This window comes from Streptomyces sp. NPDC046465 (assembly GCF_040646035.1).
Lineage (GTDB): Bacteria > Actinomycetota > Actinomycetes > Streptomycetales > Streptomycetaceae > Streptomyces.
Map to the genome: position 1 here is coordinate 22,848 of NZ_JBEYZK010000032.1, position 21,130 is coordinate 43,977.

At 71.8% G+C, this 21,130-nt stretch carries 21 protein-coding genes; 9 read left to right on the forward strand and 12 right to left on the reverse strand.

The annotated features are described in order from the left end of the window. Positions 1–124 precede the first annotated feature (124 nt). The gene (locus ABZ953_RS35040; protein WP_361732792.1) at positions 125–613 is read left to right on the forward strand and encodes an SH3 domain-containing protein; all 489 of its coding nucleotides are present in this window, start codon (positions 125–127) and stop codon (positions 611–613) included. 44 nt (positions 614–657) lie between these two features. Continuing rightward, entirely contained in the window at positions 658–1,050 is a 393-nt protein-coding gene (locus ABZ953_RS35045; protein ID WP_361732793.1) for a hypothetical protein, read from the forward strand. 40 nt (positions 1,051–1,090) lie between these two features. Here ABZ953_RS35045 and ABZ953_RS35050 read toward each other — a convergent pair whose 3' ends face one another. Further along, positions 1,091–2,428: an SGNH/GDSL hydrolase family protein gene (locus ABZ953_RS35050; protein ID WP_361732795.1), complete on the reverse strand. Its 1,338-nt coding sequence runs from the start codon at positions 2,426–2,428 to the stop codon at positions 1,091–1,093. Positions 2,429–2,580: 152 nt separating this feature from the next. Between ABZ953_RS35050 and ABZ953_RS35055 the strand changes: the two genes are divergently transcribed. Continuing rightward, positions 2,581–3,492 carry a LysR family transcriptional regulator gene (locus ABZ953_RS35055; RefSeq protein WP_361732797.1) on the forward strand — a complete coding sequence of 304 codons (912 nt, stop codon included), beginning with the start codon at positions 2,581–2,583 and terminating at the stop codon, positions 3,490–3,492. Between the two features lie 329 nt (positions 3,493–3,821). Here ABZ953_RS35055 and ABZ953_RS35060 read toward each other — a convergent pair whose 3' ends face one another. Further along, entirely contained in the window at positions 3,822–4,178 is a 357-nt protein-coding gene (locus ABZ953_RS35060) for a hypothetical protein (protein ID WP_361732883.1), read from the reverse strand. A 226-nt stretch (positions 4,179–4,404) separates the two neighbouring features. Between ABZ953_RS35060 and ABZ953_RS35065 the strand changes: the two genes are divergently transcribed. After that, entirely contained in the window at positions 4,405–5,253 is an 849-nt protein-coding gene (locus tag ABZ953_RS35065) for a helix-turn-helix transcriptional regulator (protein WP_361732799.1), read from the forward strand. Then, positions 5,213–5,434 (forward strand): DUF397 domain-containing protein, encoded by a 222-nt coding sequence (locus ABZ953_RS35070; RefSeq protein WP_361732801.1) that lies wholly within the window; start codon positions 5,213–5,215, stop codon positions 5,432–5,434. The genes ABZ953_RS35065 and ABZ953_RS35070 overlap by 41 nt, the downstream gene beginning before the upstream one ends. Here ABZ953_RS35070 and ABZ953_RS35075 read toward each other — a convergent pair. The 6 genes from ABZ953_RS35075 to ABZ953_RS35100 all read right to left on the reverse strand — a co-directional run bounded on the left by ABZ953_RS35075 (position 5,403) and on the right by ABZ953_RS35100 (position 13,582). Further along, a complete protein-coding gene (locus tag ABZ953_RS35075; protein ID WP_361732885.1) occupies positions 5,403–6,362 on the reverse strand; it encodes an SGNH/GDSL hydrolase family protein in 960 nt (319 codons plus the stop codon). The two genes, ABZ953_RS35070 and ABZ953_RS35075, sit on opposite strands and share 32 nt — an antisense overlap. Positions 6,363–6,474: 112 nt before the next feature. Beyond that, positions 6,475–7,662 carry an abortive phage infection protein gene (locus tag ABZ953_RS35080; protein WP_361732887.1) on the reverse strand — a complete coding sequence of 396 codons (1,188 nt, stop codon included), beginning with the start codon at positions 7,660–7,662 and terminating at the stop codon, positions 6,475–6,477. Positions 7,663–7,876: 214 nt separating this feature from the next. Then, positions 7,877–8,473 carry a hypothetical protein gene (locus ABZ953_RS35085; RefSeq protein WP_361732803.1) on the reverse strand — a complete coding sequence of 199 codons (597 nt, stop codon included), beginning with the start codon at positions 8,471–8,473 and terminating at the stop codon, positions 7,877–7,879. 48 nt (positions 8,474–8,521) lie between these two features. Further along, complete coding sequence (locus ABZ953_RS35090; RefSeq protein WP_361732805.1) at positions 8,522–9,358, reverse strand: ANTAR domain-containing protein; 837 nt, start codon at positions 9,356–9,358, stop codon at positions 8,522–8,524. A gap of 148 nt (positions 9,359–9,506) precedes the next feature. Beyond that, positions 9,507–9,872 (reverse strand): PH domain-containing protein, encoded by a 366-nt coding sequence (locus tag ABZ953_RS35095; protein WP_361732807.1) that lies wholly within the window; start codon positions 9,870–9,872, stop codon positions 9,507–9,509. Between the two features lie 149 nt (positions 9,873–10,021). Beyond that, on the reverse strand, positions 10,022–13,582 hold the full coding sequence (locus ABZ953_RS35100) for a BTAD domain-containing putative transcriptional regulator (protein ID WP_361732809.1): 3,561 nt from the start codon (positions 13,580–13,582) through the stop codon (positions 10,022–10,024). A gap of 128 nt (positions 13,583–13,710) precedes the next feature. Here ABZ953_RS35100 and ABZ953_RS35105 point away from each other — a divergent pair, with 128 nt between their 5' ends. From ABZ953_RS35105 to ABZ953_RS35115, 3 genes are all read left to right on the forward strand, one after another. After that, positions 13,711–14,154: an SDR family NAD(P)-dependent oxidoreductase gene (locus tag ABZ953_RS35105; protein WP_361732811.1), complete on the forward strand. Its 444-nt coding sequence runs from the start codon at positions 13,711–13,713 to the stop codon at positions 14,152–14,154. 97 nt (positions 14,155–14,251) lie between these two features. After that, the gene (locus ABZ953_RS35110; RefSeq protein ID WP_361732813.1) at positions 14,252–15,487 is read left to right on the forward strand and encodes an MFS transporter; all 1,236 of its coding nucleotides are present in this window, start codon (positions 14,252–14,254) and stop codon (positions 15,485–15,487) included. 63 nt (positions 15,488–15,550) lie between these two features. Next, positions 15,551–15,775: a hypothetical protein gene (locus ABZ953_RS35115; protein ID WP_361732815.1), complete on the forward strand. Its 225-nt coding sequence runs from the start codon at positions 15,551–15,553 to the stop codon at positions 15,773–15,775. Between the two features lie 20 nt (positions 15,776–15,795). Here the strand turns inward: ABZ953_RS35115 and ABZ953_RS35120 are convergent, their stop codons facing one another. Further along, positions 15,796–15,972: a hypothetical protein gene (locus ABZ953_RS35120; RefSeq protein ID WP_361732817.1), complete on the reverse strand. Its 177-nt coding sequence runs from the start codon at positions 15,970–15,972 to the stop codon at positions 15,796–15,798. Positions 15,973–15,991: 19 nt separating this feature from the next. Between ABZ953_RS35120 and ABZ953_RS35125 the strand changes: the two genes are divergently transcribed. Then, positions 15,992–16,231: a hypothetical protein gene (locus ABZ953_RS35125; RefSeq protein WP_361732819.1), complete on the forward strand. Its 240-nt coding sequence runs from the start codon at positions 15,992–15,994 to the stop codon at positions 16,229–16,231. Positions 16,232–16,234: 3 nt separating this feature from the next. Here ABZ953_RS35125 and ABZ953_RS35130 read toward each other — a convergent pair whose 3' ends face one another. From ABZ953_RS35130 to ABZ953_RS35140, 3 genes are all read right to left on the reverse strand, one after another. Then, positions 16,235–17,980: a bifunctional metallophosphatase/5'-nucleotidase gene (locus ABZ953_RS35130; RefSeq protein ID WP_361732821.1), complete on the reverse strand. Its 1,746-nt coding sequence runs from the start codon at positions 17,978–17,980 to the stop codon at positions 16,235–16,237. A 345-nt stretch (positions 17,981–18,325) separates the two neighbouring features. Next, positions 18,326–19,735, reverse strand: coding sequence for an alkaline phosphatase (locus ABZ953_RS35135; RefSeq protein WP_361732823.1), 1,410 nt, complete (start codon positions 19,733–19,735; stop codon positions 18,326–18,328). 102 nt (positions 19,736–19,837) lie between these two features. After that, positions 19,838–21,121 (reverse strand): PE-PGRS family protein, encoded by a 1,284-nt coding sequence (locus tag ABZ953_RS35140; RefSeq protein WP_361732825.1) that lies wholly within the window; start codon positions 21,119–21,121, stop codon positions 19,838–19,840. Positions 21,122–21,130: the final 9 nt, after the last annotated feature.

Here is a 21,130-nt window from a genome sequence, read left to right on the forward strand (position 1 = left end):
GGCCCCTCGGCGCGCGACCGGGGCGACTGCATATGGGGCAACGGCGTCGGGCCGGGACGGCGGGTCCAAGTGGAGCGCTGGGCCGAACGGGTGTTTCCTGGATGAGGGGGCGAGGAGGTCGATCATGCGAATCGCTCTGAGCCTGGGGGCGGTGGCCGCCGCGGCCCTGCTGACGGCCGGAACCGCCACCGCAGCTACAGCGGCAACCACAGCCACAGCGGCAACCACAGCCACCGCAGCCACCGCAGCCACCGCAGCCACCGCAGCCACGCACAACGACGACGGCGTCATCTGGGGCACCGTCGTCTCCGGGCCCGACCTGAAGGTCAGGGACGAGCCGAGCACCCACGGCGAGATCCTCGCGAAGCTGCCCTACGGCAGCCAGGACCGCGTGAAATGCGCCGTCTCCGGTACCACCGTGCACGGCGACCCGCACTGGTACTGGCTGGAAGGCGTCCGCGGCTGGGTGAGCGCCGCCTACGTCGATACGGGCGGTCGCCACGTGCCCGCCTGCCCCTCCGCGGACCCGTGCCCGCAGTGGCGCGACCGGGACTGCCACCAGGACCCGTGCGACCACCAGAACCACAACCACAACCAGAACCACAACCACTGACGTAACGCAGCGTCCCCGAGGAAGCCCCTACGGAAGGACCCGTCATGGCACACGCCGCCCCCGTCTACACCGCCCCCGGCTCCCGGGCCACCGGCACGAGCGCCCTCTGGGCGGGCCTCCCCCTGCTCCTGGGCATCGTCTACGGCATCTGGACATCCGGCATCCGGCGCGACGGCGGACCGATCACCACCGGCAACGTCATGTTCGGCGTCGTCACCGGCCTCATCTTTGCCGCCGTCTTCTTCGTCCTGCACCGGGTGGCGCCCACGCTCCCCCGCGAGCTGCGCGCCCTGTCCTGGATGGCGTTCGCGGGGGTCGCGTTCGGCTTCCTCTACAGCCTCACGGGCGCCACCGTGCTGCGGTCGGTGGTGATGGCGCTCGTGGTGTCCGCCGCTGTGTTCGCGGTGACCTTCTACCGCTACTACACAACAGAGTGACTACGCACAGGAGAGTCGTGGTCCCCGACGCCGACGGCGCTCACAGCGTGCCCAGTTCGACCGCGTGGGCCATGGCGCGGTAGCCGGTGTCGTTCGGGTGCAGGTGGTCGCCGCTGTCGTACGCGGGGGCGAGGCGCTCCGGGTCCTTCGGGTCGGCGAGGGCCTTGTCGAAGTCGACGTACGCGTCGTACTCGCCGGACGTGCGCACCCAGTGGTTGAACGCGTCGCTTACGGCCGCCGCGTGCTTGCCGTAGTGGTCGGAGCCGCCGAGCGGGAGCAGTGTGGCGCCGACGACCTTGACGCCCTTGGCGCGGGCCTGCCGTATCAACTCCCGATGCCCGTTGATGAGTTCACGGGCGGAGACGACCGGGGCGGGCTTGTAGGTGGGCTGGTCCGTCTCGCTGAAGCCGATGTCGTTGAGGCCCTCGAGGACGACGACCGTACCGACGCCGGGCAGGTCGAGGGCGTCCCGCTCGAACCGGTTGGCGCTCTTCTCGCCGTACCAGGCCGAGTCATTGAGGACGAGGTTGCCGCCGATTCCGGCGTTGAGGACGGGGCGGCGGTCGCCGGACTCGGCGAGACGCTCGGCGAGGGCGTCGGACCAGCGGCGGTTGCGGTCGGTGGAGGAGGCGAAGCCGTCGGTGGTGGAGTCGCCGAAGAGGGCGATGCCGTCGCGCCGCCGGTCCTCCTTGCCGCCCACGTCCACGCCCGCCAGGTAGTACCAGGACTCCGTCGACTCGCCGAAGGCCCGGCCGCCGGTGTCGCCGGTGTGGTCGCCGTCCGCGCGGTAGCTGGTCGCGAAGGACTGGGCGTGGAAGGTGGCGGGCCCGGTGGTCCCCGCGAGGTGCAGGGTGACGGTGACGGACTCGAAGGCGTCGAGGTCCAACACGGCCGCGTCACTGGACAGTTGGCCGTGGGTGGGGATGGTGACGGCTCGCTTCCCACCAAAGGTGAGCCGCCGCACGGAGCCCATTTGAACGGAGGCTGACGCGCCCTTCGTTGTATGGGTCTTCGTATGGGTCTTTGTACGGGTCTCCGTACGGGCGACGGTGGCGCCCGCGATCCGTAGCGGCGAGGTCCCGTACGCGTTGGAGAGCCGGATGCGTGCTCTGTCGCCGCCTTCGGTGACGCGGACGACCTGGCGCAGGGTCTGGCCGTCGAAGCCCGCCTCCGACCAGTTGGGCTTGAACCCAGTGCTGGGGCGCTGCGGGGAGGCGGCCCAGGCCCCGGTCCAGTCGGCGGCGGCCGTCTTCCCGCCCCCGCGTTTACCGCCCTCATGGCGGTCGGGGGTGGCCTGGGCGCCGGTGACGGCGAGACCGGCGGTCAGGGCGAGGGCGGCGGCGGTGGCGACGAGGGAGGTGCGGGCACGCGACATCATCACGGGTTCCTGTTGGTTGAGAGGGGGCGTCCTGGCTCCTCAAAGATCCGCCGATCGCGACCGCCCATCAACGGCGATCCGTGAAACGATCGACGCGGTCGCGCTTATCGATGCAGGTCACAGTGGGTATGACAGGGAGTACCGGGGGGTATGTGGTGGAGCGGCAAGAGCTGGAGACCTTCTTGACCCTGGCCGAGGAGCTACATTTCGGCCGCACCGCCGAACGCCTGCTTCTCTCCCAGGCCCGGGTCAGTCAGACGCTGAAGAAGCTGGAGCGCAAGATCGGCGCCCCGCTCTTCGAGCGCACCAGCCGGGTAGTGCGGATGTCGCCGCTGGGGCGCCAGTTGTACGAGGATCTGGCGCCGCTGCACCAGGAGATGGACGCGGCGGTGGCCCGTGCGAAATCCGCTGCGCGGGGCGTGGAGGGGGAGTTGCACGTGGGGTTCCTCGGGTCCGGGGCGGGGACCCTCACTGGGCCGATCCTCGACGTGTTCCGGGAGCGGTGTCCTGGGGTGGAGGTGCGGATGCGGGAGACACAGTTCCGGGATCCGCTGGGCGCGTTGCGCTCAGGCGAGGTCGAGCTGCTCTTCACCTGCCTGCCGGTGGAGGAGCCGGACCTCACGGTGGGGCCCGTCGTGATCAACGAACAGCGGGTGCTCGCGGTGCCGTTGCGGCATCCGCTGGCCGGGCGGGTCTCCGTCTCCCTGGAGGAGCTGGCGGGGGAGACGTTCTTCGGTGTGGTGAACGGGGCGCCCGCGTACTGGTGGGACTTTCATGTGCCTCGGGTGACACCGTCGGGGCGGGAGATCGGGCGGGGGCGGGCGGTGGCGACGTTCCAGGAGCTGATGATGCTGGTGGGGACGGGGCAGGGGATCTCTCCGGTCGTCGCCTCGGTCGAGAAGTATTACGCCCGCCCGGACGTCACGTTCGTCCCTCTCCGGGATGTCCCTCCTGCGGAGGTGGCGGTGATCTGTCGATCGGGGGGCGTGAGTGAGCGCGCGGAATCGTTCGTCCGTGCGGTTCGCGAGGCGGTGACGTCAAACGGCGGCCCGGCCCCGTTCTGACCCGGGCCCCCCACGGCCCTGCCGCGCAGTTCCCCGCGCCCCTTAACCGGTCCCCTCACGTCTGTTCTCCGGTGCGGGTGGGTGGTGGCTTGTCGCGCAGTTCCCCGCGCCCCTGATGGGGCGTCCCCGGTGGGGCGCTTTTAGGGGCGCGGGGAACTGCGCGAAACCCCGTTGGGGTCGGGCTGAGCGGGGGAGGGGGGGCGTCGCGGGTAGGTGTTCAGGGGCGCGGGGAACTGCGCAGAGCCTCGGCGCCGCCGGCAGGGTCGGGACGATCCACGGAACCAGCGCGCGGGCCTGCGGCGGAAGGCTCGCGGCCCGGGCGACCTCGGTCAGGGTCCGGCCAGGTCGGAGCGGTCGTTGCACAGCGCCCAGATGACGAAGACGCCGATCGCGATCGAGATGAGCGCCCAGACCGGCGTGTACGGCAGCCACAGGAACTGCGCCACGATCGCCAGCGCCGCGAGCGCGACGCCACTGCCCTTCGCCCAGCTCGCACCCTTGAGGATGCCCCAGCCGACGACGGCCACGAGGATGCCGAGGATCAGGTGGATCCAGCCCCACGTGGTGAGGTTGAACTTGTAGACGTAGTCGCCGATCCGCTCGTAGACGTCGTCCTTCGCGATGCCCGCGATGCCCTCGAAGATGCCGAGGATTCCGTTCACCAGCATCAGCACACCGGCGAACATCGGCCCGCCGGACGCCCAGGGGCTGTCCGCCTTGGCCCCGTGATGATCCGGCTTCCCGTGGTCCGGCTTGCCGGGAGCTGCTGCGCTGCTCATGGCCACACCTCTTGTCTAGCGGTCAGGGATATACAGCGTCCGGCGGCGCTCGCGGGGCGGCGAGTGGGCGTGGGCCGAACGGGTTATGTGATTCAGGCCACCTGTGTGGAGTCGACTGGTTACGCTGGGCTACATGGTAAAAGCGCGGGATCTCGACCCCACTGCGTCGCCCCTCGACTACTACGGCTCCGAACTGCGCCGCCTGCGCGAGGCGGCGGGCCTGAGCCAGCCCCAGTTGGGCTCCTGTGTCTTCGTCACGGGCTCACTCATCGGCCAGATCGAGACGACGAAGAGGGTGCCGACGAGGGACTTCTCGGAACGGGTGGACGCGGCGCTGGGCACGGACGGGGCGTTCTCGCGGTTGGTGGGCCTGGTGTTGCGGAGCCAGTTGCCGACGTGGTTCCAGGCGTACGCGGAGATGGAGGCGCGGGCAACGTACATCTCCACGTTTCAGGCCCAGGTGGTGTACGGGTTGTTGCAGACGGAGGACTACGCCCGTGCCGTACTGAGCACCGGAGTGCCGGAAAGGCTCGACGACTTGGTGGCTGCCCGAATGGAGCGCCAACGAGTACTGGAACGGACGAACCCACCCTTGGCGTTGGTGATCCTCGACGAGGCCGTTCTGCACCGCCCGATCGGTGGGCGCAGCGTCATGCGGAAGCAACTGGGACACTTGCTGGACTTCATGGACAAGCGCTGGACGAGTGTTCAGGTACTGCCCAACTCAGTCGGGGCACATGCCAGTCTGGCCGGTTCGTTCAACCTCTTGCGCTTCGACAACGACCCTGAGCTCGTCTATACGGAGGACCTGATCTCCGGTCACATGACCGCGAACCCCGAAACTGTCCGTGAAGCCGCCCGCCGTTACGCTAACTTGCAGGCCGACGCCCTCTCGGAGGAGGAGTCGGCGGACCTGATCAGCTGCGTGATGGAGGAACGATATGGCGACCAGTCAAGATCTGCCCCACACGCGGTGGCGTAAGTCTTCGTACAGCGGCAACACCGGTGGCGACTGCATAGAGTTCGCCGCCCCCGGCAACGGAACCGTCGCCCTTCGCGACAGCAAGAACCCCGAAGGCCCCACCTTCACCGTCACGGAAGCCGCCTTCAGCCACTTCGTCGCCGCCACCGCTAACGGCGATCCGCACCGATCCTCTCGGTGATCGCCGAGGCCATCCTCCGGATACCCGGCGAACGGACCGGGCAGGGACGGGACTTGGCCGTGGTCGGCGCCAGACAGAAGTGCAGGTAGTCGTCCCCGCTCCGGTGCAACGCCGCCCGCCCCGTACGGCAGTACGCCGAGTGCGACCGTTCGTACGCCGTGCAGGGCAGCGACTCGACCCACGTATAGCGGTCGGACGCGGGAGCGACCGACCGCCCCGCGTCGGCGAGGAGGTCGCCGGACGACGACTTGGCCTGCGCCTCGTAGAGGTCATTCACGCCCCGTACGCGGTCCGGCGTGATCGGATCGGGCCCCTGCAGAACCCACACCACACGCGCCCCACCCGCACCGCCCGCCCCGTGAATCTGCGCCGCAAGCCGCCTCGCGTCGGCCGCGTACCGGTCGTAGTACTTCTCGCGCTGCTTGTCGTACGTGATGCCGTCCATGCAGGGCGTGTAGCCCCACGCGTTGCCCCAGAACTGTAGGACCACGTAGTCGGGGTGCTCGGCGCGTACGAGGGCGGCGGCCTTGTCCTTGTCGGGGACGAGGGAGTCCTCGCCGGTGCCTTCGAGGTAGTCGCAGAGGGTGGTGCCGGAGTAGGGGGCGCTGCGGTAGCGGGCGCCGAGGCGGTCGCGGAGGTGGGCGCCCAGGACGTCCTGATTCTCCATGGCGAGGGAGTCGCCGAGGTAGAGCACCTTGGGGGCGTCGCCCCGGGCGGCGTTCCCCGCGACGCGCTGCCGGGTCGTGGCGGACGGGTCGGGGCCGGAGGGGTCGGAGGGGGCGTCCGGCGCGGAGGGGTCGGGCGGCGCCGCACTGTGCGTAACGTCGTCCGGAAGGTCGGCCGGTGCCGCGTCCCCCGCGCCGGGGTCCCCGCAGGCGCCCAGTGTCAGCACCCCGACGAGTACCCCTACGCTCCACAGATTCCGCATCCGCATTGCGGCAACTCCCGCCCCAGACAGCCGAAATGGCCCCCAGGCAAGCACACCCGCGCGGACGACGGAAGACATCGGCCTGCCAAGTCGGTCCTCGCCGGTGGTGGGACTAGTGACGTGCCGAGGCCCGTCGGAATTGGCGGGCCAGCGCGTGGAAGGACTCCTTCGGCTCCCAGTGCCAGTCGGAAGCCGGGTCGCCGGGCCGTTTCTGGATCGCCTTGGTGATGCTGTAGCTGGCCATGTCGAGGTCGTGACGCGGGTCGTGGGGGCGGTGCGGGGCGTCCGGGGTGACGAACTGGTAGACGAGTGCGGCGTGCAGGTTCATGGACTCGAAGACATCGAAGACGTCCAGGAGATACGCGGCCTGCGTGCGCTCGCTGCGCTTGAGGCCACCGGTGATCTCCGGAGGGTCTTTCGTGTAGTCGACGGCTTCGTGCCAGCCCATACCGCCGTCCTGCGGCGCCCCGGCGTACGTGCAGGAGCCGCACTCGGTGATCGCCACCGGCTTACCGAACCGCTTGTAGGGCGTGAGCTCCCTGACGTACTCGGCCCGACTGCGGTGGTACGCGTAGTAGTTGACGCTGACGACGTCGAAGAGGGACCAGTCGACGTCGTCGTCCTGGGCGGCGCCGTAGGTGAGGGGGCCGTGGAAGGCGGAACGGCCGGTCTTCGCGGCGCGCTCGATGAAGTCGCGCAGCCGCCGGACCATCTTCTCCGGATCGAAGTTGCCCTTCAGGAGGTTCTCGACGCGCTCCACGGCGTTGGCTCCCGGCACGATCCCGGGGACGAACAGCACGAACTCGGCGCCCACGCTGAGGTGGACGTCCGCGCCGTGGCGCCGCATGCGCTCCGCGTGCCGCCCGGTCTCGGCGAGATGGTCGAGGATGTCGCGGTGCGGGACGTCGGCGAGGCGCGGCTGAAGCCAGACGCTCAGGCCGCGCTCGGCGGCCTCGGAGGCGGTAGCGGCGAGCCGGTCGACGCCCGTGCCGAATACGGAGACGGCGTTCGCGTGCAGGTCGTGCCGGATCGCGCGCATGTCACCGCGCATGCGGGCCGCGTCCCAGCCGGTTGTGGCCGACTCCCCGTCCACGACCTCGTAACCGACCCCTCGGTGGGCGACCCCTCGGTGCGCGAGCCCCCGGTGCGCGAGCCCCCGCCGGTCCCCTGCTCCGGCGGGAACCGCGCCCCCTGGGCGTCCCACGGCACCCGCAGCGCCCGCGAGCCCCAGAGCCCCCATGGCCCCTGCTCCCGCCCCCGCCAGGAACCCCGCCCTGCTGATGCCGCCGCCCTGCCGCATGCCGCCACCCTCCCGTCGGTCGCCGCCGGGCCACACGCCCCACGGCATGACCGTCAGCATCGTGCGGGGAGGGGTACGGGCTCATCGGCCTTTGGTCGAGGCGGCGGCGCCTTTGGTATGAACGGGCGCGCAGGCCGACCTACTTAGGTCGGTAGCGGGAGGGGCGGGGAGGGTTGGGGAGGGGCGGGGAGGGTGCGGAGAGAGTGCGGGGACGTCAGGGTCGCCACTCCTCGCACCACAGCTCGTGCAGCTCGTAGGGGAGGGCGAGGGCCTGGAGGTCCAGCAGGGCGGCCAGCTCGCTGAACGGCCAGCCAGGGGAATCGGGGTCGGCTTCCCGGACGGCGGCCTCATTGGCGTGGGCGAGGTCTCGGAGCGTCGAGATCTTCTGGTGCAGGCGGCGGGGGGCGAGGCAGCCGCACCGGACCGGGCCGGGGCCGACGGGCGCACGGCGCACCGCAGAGCAGTCGGCTTCATGGAAGAGGTGCGCGGAAGCCGCCTCCTCGTCCAGGCGGGCGTGCAGGAAGGCGGCCAGGGCCGCGAGGTCGACCGTCGGGGACGAGGTGTCGGGCCGGGGGGCGGCGGGCCGGGGGGCCGTGGGCCGGGCAGCCGCCTCGGGCACGGCCACGGGAGGCGGTGGGGCGGCGCTGCCGCGCCGCAGGTCGGCGCGGGTCTGCGCCGCGCGCAGTCGGATCTGCGCCGACTCGGACTGCATGCGACGAGCCTTGGCGACCGCGTCGGCCGCCGCACGGCGCAGCAGCTCGCATCGCTCGAAGGTGTTCGTGAATCCCCAGGTGTCAGCCGAAGTGAGCACCCTGTCTCCTTGAATCCTGTCTCCTTGCAAGGCCGGGCCCGTCCGCCCCTACTCGGCCGGTGTACCCCGGTGCGGGGGCCGGGCGGAGGTGGTCGGCCGGGGCAGTTCCGCCGTTTCGACCATGTGTTGGGCGACGGAGGCGAGCCGCAGGCTGTGCTGGCGTGCGTGGTGGCGCAGGATGTCGAAGGCCTCGGCGGGGGAGATGCCCTGGCGGGCGGCGAGGAATCCTTTGGCCTGTTCGATGAGGACCCGGCTGTGCAGGGCGTTCTGGAGCTGTTCGTTGACGGTGCCGACCTGCCGTACGGCGCGGGCGTGGAGGAGGCCGAGGGCAGCCGCGTCGGCGAACCCCTGCGCCAGGGCGAGGTCGGCGGCGGGCGGCGGGTGGTCGTCGGTACTGAGCAACAGCACGCTGCCGAGGGCCTCTTGGCGCGAGCGCAGGGGCACGGCGCCCGCGTAGGTGTAGCCACTGGCGTGGGCTCGGGCGGCGAAGTCGCGCCAGGCGACGGGAGCGCCGGCCAGGTGCACGGGGGCGACGGCGGCGCCGGTGCGGTGAGCGTCGGCGGCGGCGCCTTCGCGCACGGCCACGTCCAGCATCGCGGCCCTGGCGCCATCCGTGCCATCCGCGCCACCCGTGCCATCCGCGCCACCCGTGCCACCCACGCCATCCGTGCCGTCGGCTGCTGCCGGGCTGTACAGATCCGCTTCCGGGGAGGGCTGCTGGGAGGACGACGGTGGGCAGGACCGCAGGACGGCGGCATCCGTGATGTCGAGGAGGTCGACGCAGTGAGAGGCCAGCTGCCGCAGAAAGTCGACCTCGTCGAAGTCGTCGCCCAAGGTGTCGGCGAGCTGCACGAACGTCCGGGTGATCTGCTCTTGCCTGCTCATTACCGTCCCCCCCCCCGCTCGGTCGTGTGGTCAGCGGGTGTCGTCAGTGAGCACGCTTCATTCCGGCAGGGTACCCGCCAACCAACCGGAAGGGCCGGGTATCGCCGGGAACGCCCCCTCGACCGCGTCGGGCAGCCGATCAATACCTCTAGCGGGCGACGAACTGCGTGAGGATCGCCTGCACCTCGTAGATGTCGACGCCCTTGGTGAACGTCTTCTGCATCGGCGTCGGATTGCTGGAGATCCAGATCTTGAGCTCCGCGTCGAGATCGAAGTGCCCGGCCGTCTCCACCGCGAAGTGCGTGATGCTGCGGTACGGGATCGAGTGGTACTCGACCTTCTTGCCGGTGATGCCCTGCTTGTCGACCATGATCAGGCGGCGGTCGGTGAACAGCATGGTGTCGCGTATCAGCGTGTACGCGGCGTGCACCTGCTCGCCGTGCCCGAGCAGGCGTGCGTACTCGCTCTGTGCCTTCATCGGGTCGACGGTGTGGGCGTTGCCGAACAGTGCCATGTGGGTCCCCCAGCGGATGTAGTGGTGCAGTGAAAGAACTCCGCATGCGGTGAAATGCGGGTTCTTGCCACTGTATCGGGGCGGGGTGGAGTGGTCGAAGGTTTGTACGAGGGGTGGTGCGGCGCCGATCGGTCGACTCCCATACGGCCTTACGGCAACTGCCCCGGCGCCGACTTCGCCCCCCGCGCGAACTCCGCGTCGAAGGCCGCCTTACCCAGTGCCGCCCTCGCCGCCGCCGTGATCCGGTCGACGTCGCCGCGCTCGGCGGGCGGCAGCGGCGCCCCCACACCGCGCCGGGCCGCGTCCGCCGCGCCGAGCAGGAGAGCGGCCCGGTCAGCCGCCCCGGACACGGCCGCCGCGCCCGCCAGGCCCTCCAGGGAGAGGGCGACGGCGCGGGGCTCGTCGAGTACGCGGGCGGCGTCGAGGCCGAGGAGGTGGTGGGCCTCGGCGCCGGGCCCATCCCCGCGGAGCTCGGCGATGAAGCCCAGCTCGGCGTGGTGCAGATGGTCGCCCGCGGGCGAGGACACGTCGGCGTGGCGGTCGCGGATGCGCAGCAGATGCGTCTCGGCGGCGGCGAGGTCGCCGGAGCGGCGCGCGCCGAGGGCGAGGCCCATCTCCGCGTGGATCTCTCCGTAGCGGTATCCCTGCTGTGCCGCCAACCGCTGTGCGGTGGTGTGTAGTTCGGCCGCGCGCTCCCAGCTCCGGGTGAGCAGTGCGAGCCGCCCGAGCCCGGACAGGCGGGCGGCGACCTCGGCCTGGAGCCCGAGCTCGCGGGCGATGGCGAGGCCCGCCTCCTGACGGCGCGCGGCCTCGACGTAATCGCCCTTGATCTCGGCGAGCACGGCGAGCGGCGTCACGGTCTGCAACTCGCCCCATCGGTCGCCGAGCTCGGCGAAGATCCCGGCCGCGCGCGTCCCGTCGGCGCCGATCGTGTCGAGATCGCCCCGGAGCAGGGCGTGCATGGCGCGCAGGGCGAGCGCGGCGCCGACGCTCCACCGGTCACCGGACTCGGTCCCGGTCCCGGTCTCGGTGGCGAGGCCGAGTACGTGGGCGTTGACCTCTTCGCTGCCACGGGTGTCACCGGCAGCGAAGAGCCCGTAGGCGGTGAGCCAGAGGGTGCGGGGGTGGGCGGGGCCGCATCCGGGCAGGGGCGGTTCGTGCGGGGGCGGCTCGGGTCGTTCTCCGGTCAGCAGCGCGAAGGCGTAGCGCAGCGCGGGGAGCTCGGCCGCTCCGGCCAACGGGCCTGCGTCCGGGCCTGCGTCCGGGCTCGCGTCCGGGCTCGCGTCCGGGCTCGCGTCCGGGCTCGCGTCCGGGCCCGCGTCCGGAGCTGCGTTCGGCCCTCCGTTCGGTTCCGAGTCCGGCTCCGAGTCCGGCCCTCCGTTCGGCCCCGCGCCCAGGTCCGCGCCCAGGTCCGCGCCCAACGTCGCCGTCAGCGCGCGGTGGGCCTCCGTGAGGTGGCCTCGGAGCAGCCACCACCAGGACAGGGCCGTGGCCAGCCGGGTCGCCTCGGCGGGGAACGGGGCGCGCACCGCCTCGTCCAGCGCCCCGCGCAGGTTCGCCGCCTCGGCGTCCAGGCGGCCGAGCCATGTCGCCTGGCCGCCGTCACGCAGCCGGGGTTCGGCCCGTTCGGCGAGGTCCAGGTAGTGGCGCAGGTGGCGTTCGCGGACGCCGGTGAGGTCCTCCATCTCGCGCAGCCGCTCCATGGCGTACGCGGCCACGGACTCCAGGAGGCGGTAGCGCGGCGCGGTCCCCGTGCCCGCCGGGCCCGGCGCCATGACGACCAGGGAACGGTCGACGAGGCGGGTCACCAGGTCCAGGACCTCGTCGCGGGTCACCCCGTCACCCGCACACACCGCTTCCGCCGCCGCCAGCGTGCAGCCGTCGCGGTGCACGGCGAGGCGGCGCAGCACGATGCGCTCGGGCGCGCTCAGCAGTTCCCAGCTCCAGTCGATCATCGCCCGCAACGTCTGCTGACGCGCGGGCGCGCCCCGCTGCCCGGAGGTGAGCAGCCGGAAACGGTCTCCGAGTCGTTCAGCCAACTCCCGTACGCCCAGGGCCCGTACACGCGTAGCGGCGAGTTCCAGGGCGAGCGGGATGCCGTCGAGGCGGCGGCAGATCTCCGCGACGGCCGCCTCGTCCGCGGGGTCGCCGAGCGCGAAACCGGGCGCCGCGGCAGCCGCACGGGCGGCGAACAGGCTGACGGCGTCGGCCGCCGGAAGCGGCTCCACCAGGAACACCGCCTCACCTGTGAGCCCGAGCGGCTCCTGGCTGGTGGCGAGGACCCGTAGGCCGGGCGCGGCACGCAGCAACGCGTCCGTGAGCTCGGCGGCCTGCTCGACGACCTGCTCGCAGTTGTCGAGTACGAGGAGGGTGCGGTGGTCGCGCAGGGCCGCGGCGAGACGTTCGGCGGGGGCGAGGGGCCCGCCGGGGCGGGTCTGCCCCGCCGGGCCGGTGGGCGCGTCGTCCCGGAGCCCGAGTGCGGCGGCGACCGCCAGGGCGAGGTCGGCGACGCCGCTGCCGCCGGGCTGCCCGGCGAGCTCCACGAGCCGGACGCCGTCGGGGAAGGGGGTGGGTGCCTTGGCGGTGGGCGCCTCGGTGGTGGGTGCCTCCGTCTGCCGCGCCTCCGTCTGCCGCGCCGCCGCCTCCACGGCGAGCCGTGTCTTGCCCACACCGCCGGGACCCGTGAGCGTGACGAGGCGTGCGGTGCCGAGGAGGCCGCTGATCTCCGTGACGGCGTGCTCGCGCCCGACGAGGGGAGTGAGCTGGGCGGGGAGGTTGGTGCGGGGTTGAGCGGGGGCGGCGACCGCAGCCGAGGGGGCCGGGGAGGCGGGGACCGGAGAGGTGGAGACCGGGGCGGCGGGGGCCGGAGAGGTGGAGACCGGAGCGATGGGCACCGGGGCGGCGGCGAGGGGAGAGACGGAGGCCGGGGCGCCGGCGAGGGGAGAGGTGGAGGCCGGGGCGGCGGACAGCGTCGGGTCCTGTCGCAGGATCGCCTCCTGCAACGCCACCAGCTCCGGACCGGGGTCGATCCCCAACTCCTCCGCCAGCCGCGCGCGCAGCGCCCCGTACGAGGCGAGCGCCTCACTCGCCCGCCCCGCCCGATACAGCGCACGCAACTGCACGGCCCGCAGCCGTTCCCGCAGCGGATGCCGCGCGACCAGGTCCGCGAGCTCCCCGGTCAGCAAGGTGTGGTCGCCCGCGGCGAGCCGCGCCTCCGCCTGTTCCTCCAGGACGGCGAGCCGCTGCTCCGCGAGCCGGTCGGCCGCGGCCCGTACGAACTCCTCGTCGGCGAGGTCGGCGTAGGCGGGCCCCCGCCACAACGCAAGGGCCCGGGTGAGGAGTTCGGCCAGCTGCCGCGGGTCATTCGCCGCCTCCGCCCGCGCTCCGTCGACCAGCGCGCGGAAACGGTCCGCGTCCACCTCGTCGCCCGCCGCCGGGTCGAGGTGCAGCCGGTAGCCGGGCGCCTGACGCACGACGCGGTCACGGCCGAGTACCCGGCGCAGTTGGGAGACCTTGGCCTGGAGGGCGTTGGCGGGGTTGCCGGGCGGGGTCTCGCCCCAGAGGTCGTCGATGAGCCGGTCGGCGGAGACCGGCCGCCCCTCGTGCACCAGAAGGTCGGCGAGGAGCGCCCTGACCTTCGCCTCGGGAACTTTGACCGGCTCCCCCTCGCCGTCCCACACCGCCAGTGGACCCAGCACCCCGAAACGCATGCGGATCACCGTACACAGCGCCGTACCGGCGTGGCGGGGGCGGCCGTCAGCGGACCGTCAGCGATCCCGAAGCGCCCGCGAGCAGAGTCGTCCCCGTCAGCAGGAAACGCGGGACGGAGGAGGGGCCGATGCCCAAGTACGCAGGCACGAAAGCCGTCGTCATCGGTGGCGTCACCGGTCTCGGCCTGGCCGTCGCGAAGCGGCTCGTCGAGGGCGGCGCGGAGGTCCTGGTGACCGGCGGCCCCGGGGCGGACCTGGACGAGGCGGCGGCGGAGGTGGGCTCCCGCGCCCACGTGATCCGCACGGACTCCGCCGCCCCCGCGGCGCTGGCCTCCGCCGTCTGCGCCCGGCTCGGCAGTGTCGACCTGCTCGTCGTCCACGCGGACGACGGCCTGCCCGCGCTGCCCGCGCCGAGTCTCCTGAGCCTGTTACGGGAGGACGGCGCGGTCGTCCTCACCGGCCCGGCGGCCGACGACCCGGCGGTCAACGTCGCGGCCCCCGTGCTCCGTTGCCACGGTCCTGCCGACGAAACGGCCCGCAAGGTGCTGCGCCTGGCCACGTACGCGCCCTGACCCGCTCCCCCCCCGTAATCCCACGCACACCCGCACCCGCACCCGCACCCGTACTCGTACCCGTGCCCGTACCCGTACCGAAAAGGACCCGGCACCCATGCGCACACCAGCACCCGCACCCGTCCCCACACCCTCACCCACCCGGACAGGCGCCCCACCCAAGTCCCCCGAAAAGCTCCCCCTCCTGGCCCTCCTCGCCCTGGCCACCGCCGTCTTCATCACCAGCCTCACCGAGACGCTGCCCGCGGGTCTGCTGCCCGCGATGAGCGCCGACCTCGGAGTCAGCGAGTCGGCGGCCGGTCAGACCGTCACCGTCTACGCCATCGGCACCGCCCTCACCGCGATACCGCTGACCGCCGCGACAGCCCGCTGGCGGCGCAAGCGGCTGCTCCTCGCGGCGATGGCGGGCTTCGCCGCCGCCAACACCGTCACCGCGGTCTCCGACAACTACGCGCTGACGATGGCCGCACGTTTCGTCGCCGGTGTCGCCGCGGGGCTCGCCTGGGCATTGCTCGCCGGTTACGCCCGCCGCATGGCCCCGGCCCACCTCCAGGGCAAGGCGATCGCCATCGCGATGGCGGGCATCCCGGTCGCCCTGTCGCTCGGTGTCCCGGCCGGTACGTTCCTCGGCAAGGTGCTCAGCTGGCAGGTGGCGTTCCTGGTCATGACCGGCCTCACCGTGGGGCTGCTCGCCTGGATCGCCGCGCTCGTCCCCGACCACCCCGGGCAGGAGCCGGGCGGCGCGAAGACCCCGATGCTGCGCGTCCTGCGTGTGCCCGGCGTGACACCGGTCCTGCTCGTCACCCTGGTCTTCGTCCTGGCGCACACGGTGCTCTACACGTACATCGCGACCTACCTCGACGGGCTCGGCATGGGCGGCTCGACCGACCTCGTGCTCCTCGTCTTCGGCGCCGCGTCCCTGGTCAGCATCTGGGTCGTGGGCGCACTGATCCACCGCAGGCTGCGCGCGCTGACCTTGGCCAGCGTGCTCCTGGTCGGGGTGGCGGCGGCCGTCCTGGCCGTCTTCTCCGACACCCCGGCCCTCGTGTACGTCGCCGTGACGCTGTGGGGCCTTGGCTGGGGCGGTGCGCCCACGCTGCTCCAGACCGCGGCGGGTGACGCGAGTGGTGGCGGCGCGGCGGACGCGGCCCAAGCCATGCTCGTGACCCTGTGGAACGTCGCGATGGCGGGCGGCGGCGTCTTCGGCGGCGTCCTGCTCGGCCTGGTCGGCACCGCGTCCTTCCCCTGGACGATCCTGCTGCTTCTGGCGCCGGTGCTGCTGGTGGTGTTCGCGGCGCGCAGGCACGGCTTCCCGGCGGGGAACCGGCTCTGAGGAACCGGCAGGGAACCGGCTCCGTAGAAAACACCTCTCCTACGAGGAAGGAAGGGGAGGCCGATGATGATCGTGCTGCTCAGCATCGCGGTGCTGGTCGCGGCGGCGGGCCTGGGTGCGGTCGTCTGGGCGGCGCGGGGCGGCCCGCGCTGGGTCCGCGGTGTCGCGAAGGCGACGACCGTGACCGCGGAGGTCGTGGCGTCGGTGGCCAAGTCGAACAGGCGCCGCAACAGAGGCTTCGGCGGCAGCAGCAGTGGAAGCGACGGCGGCGGAGACTCCGGCAGCTGAGGCAGGCCCCCGCCCCGGCCTCACCCCCGCGGCACGGCGTGGAGCGCGAACCCCTCCGTACCCGGTGCCTCCACCCCCGGCAGCAGCCGCATGCCATGGTCGTAGTCGCCGCCGACGAGTGAACGGAACGGGACGGGCTCGTCGGTGAAGAGACGGTCGAGCCGGACCGCCAGGGTGGCCTCCTCCGACGCACCCATCACGTGGAGCCGCCTCGACGTGGTGGCCTGGAACGCCCTCGGCGCAGAACTCCTAGGCGCAGAACTCCTAGGCGCAGAACTCCTAGGCGCAGAACTCCTAGGCGCCGAACTCCTAGGCGCCGAACTCCTCGGCGCAGAACTCCTAGGCGCCGAGCTCCTCGGCGCCGAACTCCTCGGTGGCCTCGCCGACCCGCCCCGCCGCGACCGCAACAACGCCCGCTACCTCTTCCTCGACCCCGCCTCCCACGAGGCCCAGTAGGGCCTACTTGCCGCGGAAGGTGATCCGCCCGGGGGCAGGCGGGTCGACCGGGGAACCCGGCTTCGAGTGGTTCTCCAGGTACTGGACCAGCGCGTCGAGGTCGGTCAGCTCGCCGGTGTCACGGGCGGTCCCCTTCGTGAAGGTGCCGAATCCGTTGCCTCCGCTGGCGAGGAACTCGTTGACGGTCACGCGGTACTTCGCGGCGGCCCGTACCCGCTCGCCCTTCACCTCGACGGTGTCCGTCAGGAGCCGGGCGCCGCCGGTGCGGCTCATGTCGACGGAGTACCTGAGGGCCGAGGAGAGCTGCAGGAAGCGCGGGTCGTCGGCGTTGGCGCCGGTGAACTGCTCCTTCAGGACGGCGATCAGCTGCTCACCGGTGAGCGTCATCGTGGTCAGGGTGGTCGCGAAGGGCTGGGTGCGGTACGCGTCGGCGTAGGTGACCTTTCCGTCACCCTTGTGCACGAGGTCGGCGCGCATGCCTCCGGGGTTGAGGAGGGCCAGGTCGGCCCGGTGGCCGCGGGTGGCCTCCGTCTGCGCGTCGGTGAGCAGACTGCCGAGCGGCGTCTCCTTCTTCGTCGAACCGCGGCCCGGCAGATCGGCGGAGATGTAGCCGACGGTCCGGTCGGCGACCTCCGAGGAGCGCTCGCGCCAGGTCTCGACGAGTCGGTTCATCTCGTGCTCTTTCGGGGTGCTTACGGGTACGACGTGGTTCTTCGCGCGCACCGTCCGGCGGACCACGTCCCCGCCGCTGTCCAGGCGGAAACGCAGATCGGTGAAGGAACGGCCGAAGGAGTCGGCCTGCGTCACCGAGCGGGGTTGCCCGGCCGGATCGGTGACCGTGCACTCGTACGCGTCGTGCGAGTGGCCGCTGACGACGATGTCCACCGGGGCCGGAGCCTTCTCGGCGATGCCCTTGATGCGGCCGCGCAGCCGGGACGCGGGCCCGTCGGCGTCGCAGTCGCCCTTGCCCGCCACACCGTTGGCGGCCTCGCCCTCGTGGATGAGCAGCACCTGGGCGTCGACGCCCTGCCGCGTCAGCTCCTTCGAGTACCGCTTGATGGCGGGGAGTTCGTCGTGGAACTCCACATCGCGGACCTGCGAGGCGTTGATCGCCGCGGGCGCGTTCCTGGTGACGAGGCCGATGAACCCGATCCGCTGACCGCTGGGCAACCGCTGCACTACGTACGGCCGCAGCAGGGGCTCGGTGCTGCCCTTACGGGTCACATTGGCGGCGAGATACGGGAAGTCGGCACCGTCGTAGTCACCGCCGGGCGCGCAGCCGTCGTCGGGGTGGCAGCCTCCGCGGTCCATGCGCCGCAGCTCCTGCGGCCCCTCGTCGAACTCGTGGTTGCCGACCGAGCTGACGCCGAGCCCGAGCTGTTCGAGGGCCTCGACGGTCGGCTCGTCGTGGAAGAGCGCGGAGAGCAGCGGACTGCCGCCGATCATGTCGCCGGCCGCGACGGTGAGCGAGTTCTGCTCCCCGGCGCGGGCCTTCTGCACCAGGGTCGCCAGCTGAGGCACCCCACCCGCCTGCACCGCGCCCCCGCCGCCGCGCTGCACTCGCCCTGCGGGCCCTTCTACGGGGTCCAGATTGCCGTGCAGATCGTTGAGCGCGATCAGTTGCACGGGCACGTCGGCGGCCCCGCCCCTGGCCCGCGCCGCACCGGCGGCGCCGGGCGCACACAGCGCAAGCACCACGACAACGGCCGCGCAGCCGAGCGCGACACGCGCGAAGAGCGAGATCGGCATCGGCCGAGGGCCAGGGCCGGGGCCAGGGCCAGGGCCAGAGACAGAGGGATGAACGGAAGCCCGATGGGCGGGTGCAGTCACGCAAGGAAGTTATGCAGTAACGGTCCGTGCCCACCCTCGGACACGCCCACAAGATCGGATTGTCACTCCGGCGGCACCTGAGCGGCACCTGAGCGGCACCTGAGCGGCGCCTCGGCGGCGCCTCGGGGAGCGGCGTATTGCCGCCAGCGCCAAGGGCACCGGCCCCGAGGCGCGATCAGGGCTACCCTCCCGGGCTACCCTCCCCGACCCTGCCCCCACCCGAGGCGCGGGCGGAGGCGGAGAGCCGGGTGCCTGGCCAGGCGATCAGCGCAGCCGCAGCGCCTCCCGCACCGTCCTGAACAGGTCGGTCTGGTTGGTGACGCCCTGGACGCGGTACGCCTGCGGGCCCTGCGCCGCGATCCGTACCTGCGTGCCGGTGTGCTCCTGGGAGGCGCCCGGGGTGTTCGTCGAGTAGTTGACCTTCAGCTGCTGGCCCTCGTCGGTGACCAGCGTGGAGGACAGGCCGGGCGGCTGCGCGTCCAGGGGCACGATCTGGCTGGTGTGCGCGTGGTCGGCGGTGGTGACGACCAGGGTGTCGGGGTGCTTGGCGGCGTAATCGCGGGCGACCTTCACGGCGCGGTCGAACGCGGCGGTCTCACCGATCTGACCGCAGGGGTCGGCGGCGTGGTCCTGCTTGTCGATGGAGGCGCCCTCGACCTGCAAGAAGAACCCCTGCTTGCCGCCCTTGCCCCCCTTTCCGCCCTTGCCGCCCTTTCCGCTCCTCTGCTTCGCCTCGAGGAGCTTGATGGCCTTGGTGGCCTGGTCGTCGAGGGCGGGGGTACCGGCCGGGCGGCCCGGGTTGGAGGTGGTGCAGCGCTGCGGGTCCGTACCGCCCTTGGCGGCGGCCTTGCCGGTCCACTCGACGGGTACGTTGCCGGGCGCGAAGAGCCCGAGGACGGGCTTGCCCTTCGCGACGGACTTGACAGCCCGCAACTCCCGGTCGTTCGTGACGATTTGATACCCGAGCTTCTTCGCCTGCTCGGCGACGGTGAGGCCCTTGTACTTGCCGTCGGTGACCTTCTGGTCGAAGCGCTGCTTGCCGCCGCCGAGGAGGACGTCGACCTTGTGGTTCACGCTCTGCTCGGCGATGGAGCCGGGACCGCCCTTGGCGAGGGTGTCCGTCGGGCACTTGGCCATGTCCGCGGGCCCCTGGCAGCTGCGGTCGGTGGCGTGCGAGGCGAGGACGGCGGGGGTGGCGTCCGTGAGCTCGGCGGTGGTGACGGAGCCGGTCGCGTACCCCTTCTTCTGGGCGAGTTCGAGGATCGTGGGTACGGCCTTGTCGCTGCCCGGCGTCTTCGAGATGCGCCCGTTGACGGTCTTCACGCCGGTGGCCCAGCCGGAACCGCTGGCAGCGGAGTCGGTGACGTAGTCGGGGGAGCCGTCCTTGTGCACGGAGTACGTCGTATAGGCGCCGGTCAGCGGGAACTTGTCCATGTTGAGCCGACCGTTGGCGCCCACCGTGTAGTCCCGGGCGAGAGTGATCTCGGAGTCACCCATGCCGTCCCCGATGAGCAGGATGACGTTCTTCGCCTTCCCACCCTGGATCGCCCGCCGGGCCTGACCCTCGGTGTCGGATGCGCCGGCCGTGGCGGTGACGGTCACGGCCACGGCGGAGGCGGCGACCACGGCAGCGGTGGCAGTCAGGCGACGACGGGACAGACGCGGTCTGGCCATGCGGAACTCCTCAAAACGTCCTTGTACGGTGCAGCCACCTCACCAGCGCCACATGAACCGCACGGGACGTACCGATGCCTTCTTGATGTCGCGGGAGCGACGTCAAACAGGCTCGGGGGCAACACCGGCCGCGAACCGGGCGATCGCCTCCCGCAGCGGCCCGGCCGCGTCCTTCGGTGCGGCCCGGGTGTCCAGGCCCAGCACCTCGATGAGACCCAGGCACCCTCGCGGGCCCGCGATCCGCAGCAGACGCCGGGAGTGACCGTCCGGCGAGGGGTGGACCACCAAGGCGAGTGGAGCGTCCGGTTCGGTGTATCCGGCGATGTAGGTGAGGAGCTGATGCCGGTCGGCGGGGGAGACGTTCTTCTCCACGTACCCCTTGTACTTCGCGTCCACGACCAGGTAGCGCGTCGCGGCGGTCTCACCGGCTTCCGGCGGGAAGGCCAGCAGCACATCCGGCTTGAACGGCCGGGTCCTGTCGTTGATGCCACCGGAAGTCCTGATCGCCCCCTCGTTCAGCCACGCCCTTCTGCCGCCCAGGTCCGCGGCCGCTTCGACGGCCATCCGTCGGACGACGTTCTCCCACAGGACGTTGAGGTTGAGCAGCAGACTCTTCGCCCCGAAACCGTGCGGCTCCAGCAGGTCGGTCACCCCACCGCCGCCGAGCACCATGCGGGCCCAGGCGTGCGCGGCCCGGTAGTGGCTGTTGAGCCTGGTGTACTGGGCGCGTGTGAGGAGAGGGAGCGCGTCGAGCGGCCGCTGCAGGGGCGGGAAGTGTGCGGCGGCGTGGAGCAGTTGTTTGGTCTGCGTCACGTCCGTGCACTGCTGGGCGGCGACCGTCAGGGCGGCTCCGCACACCTGGTTCTCCCAGCCGCCGTCCTCGTACTCGAAGGTCTGGACATGGAGCCGGTCGACCGCGCCGTAACAGCGGGTCGCCTGCGCCTCGACGTCGAGGCGCCCCCGCAGGGCTGTGTCCACGCGGTTCCGGCGTACGTAATCCCTGCGCAGGCCGCGCCGCAGCAACAGGCGGCACTCATGCAGCAGGGCGGCGGGTACGAGTCCCGCATACCCATCCCGCCCGATGGGCCAGTTCCGCAGCGTCTCGTCTGGCTCGCGGCGGTCGTTGGCGTAACAGAGCCAGTCGATCAGCCGGGTGCCCTCGATCTGGAACTTGGGCTGCAACACCAGTCGTATCCGGTCGAGCTGCAACACGCCGGTGGTCGACATCGCCTTGAGGACGTAGCCGGTGCGGCCCTCGGTCAGAGTGATTATTTCGATCGTGCGGAGTCTGTCGAGGTCGTCCCCGTACAGCTTGGAGCGCGGGACGAGGACGGACTCGTGCTCCCTGAGGATCACTTCGTGACGCCCGGAGGCGTCGCGCCCCACTCGGCCCCT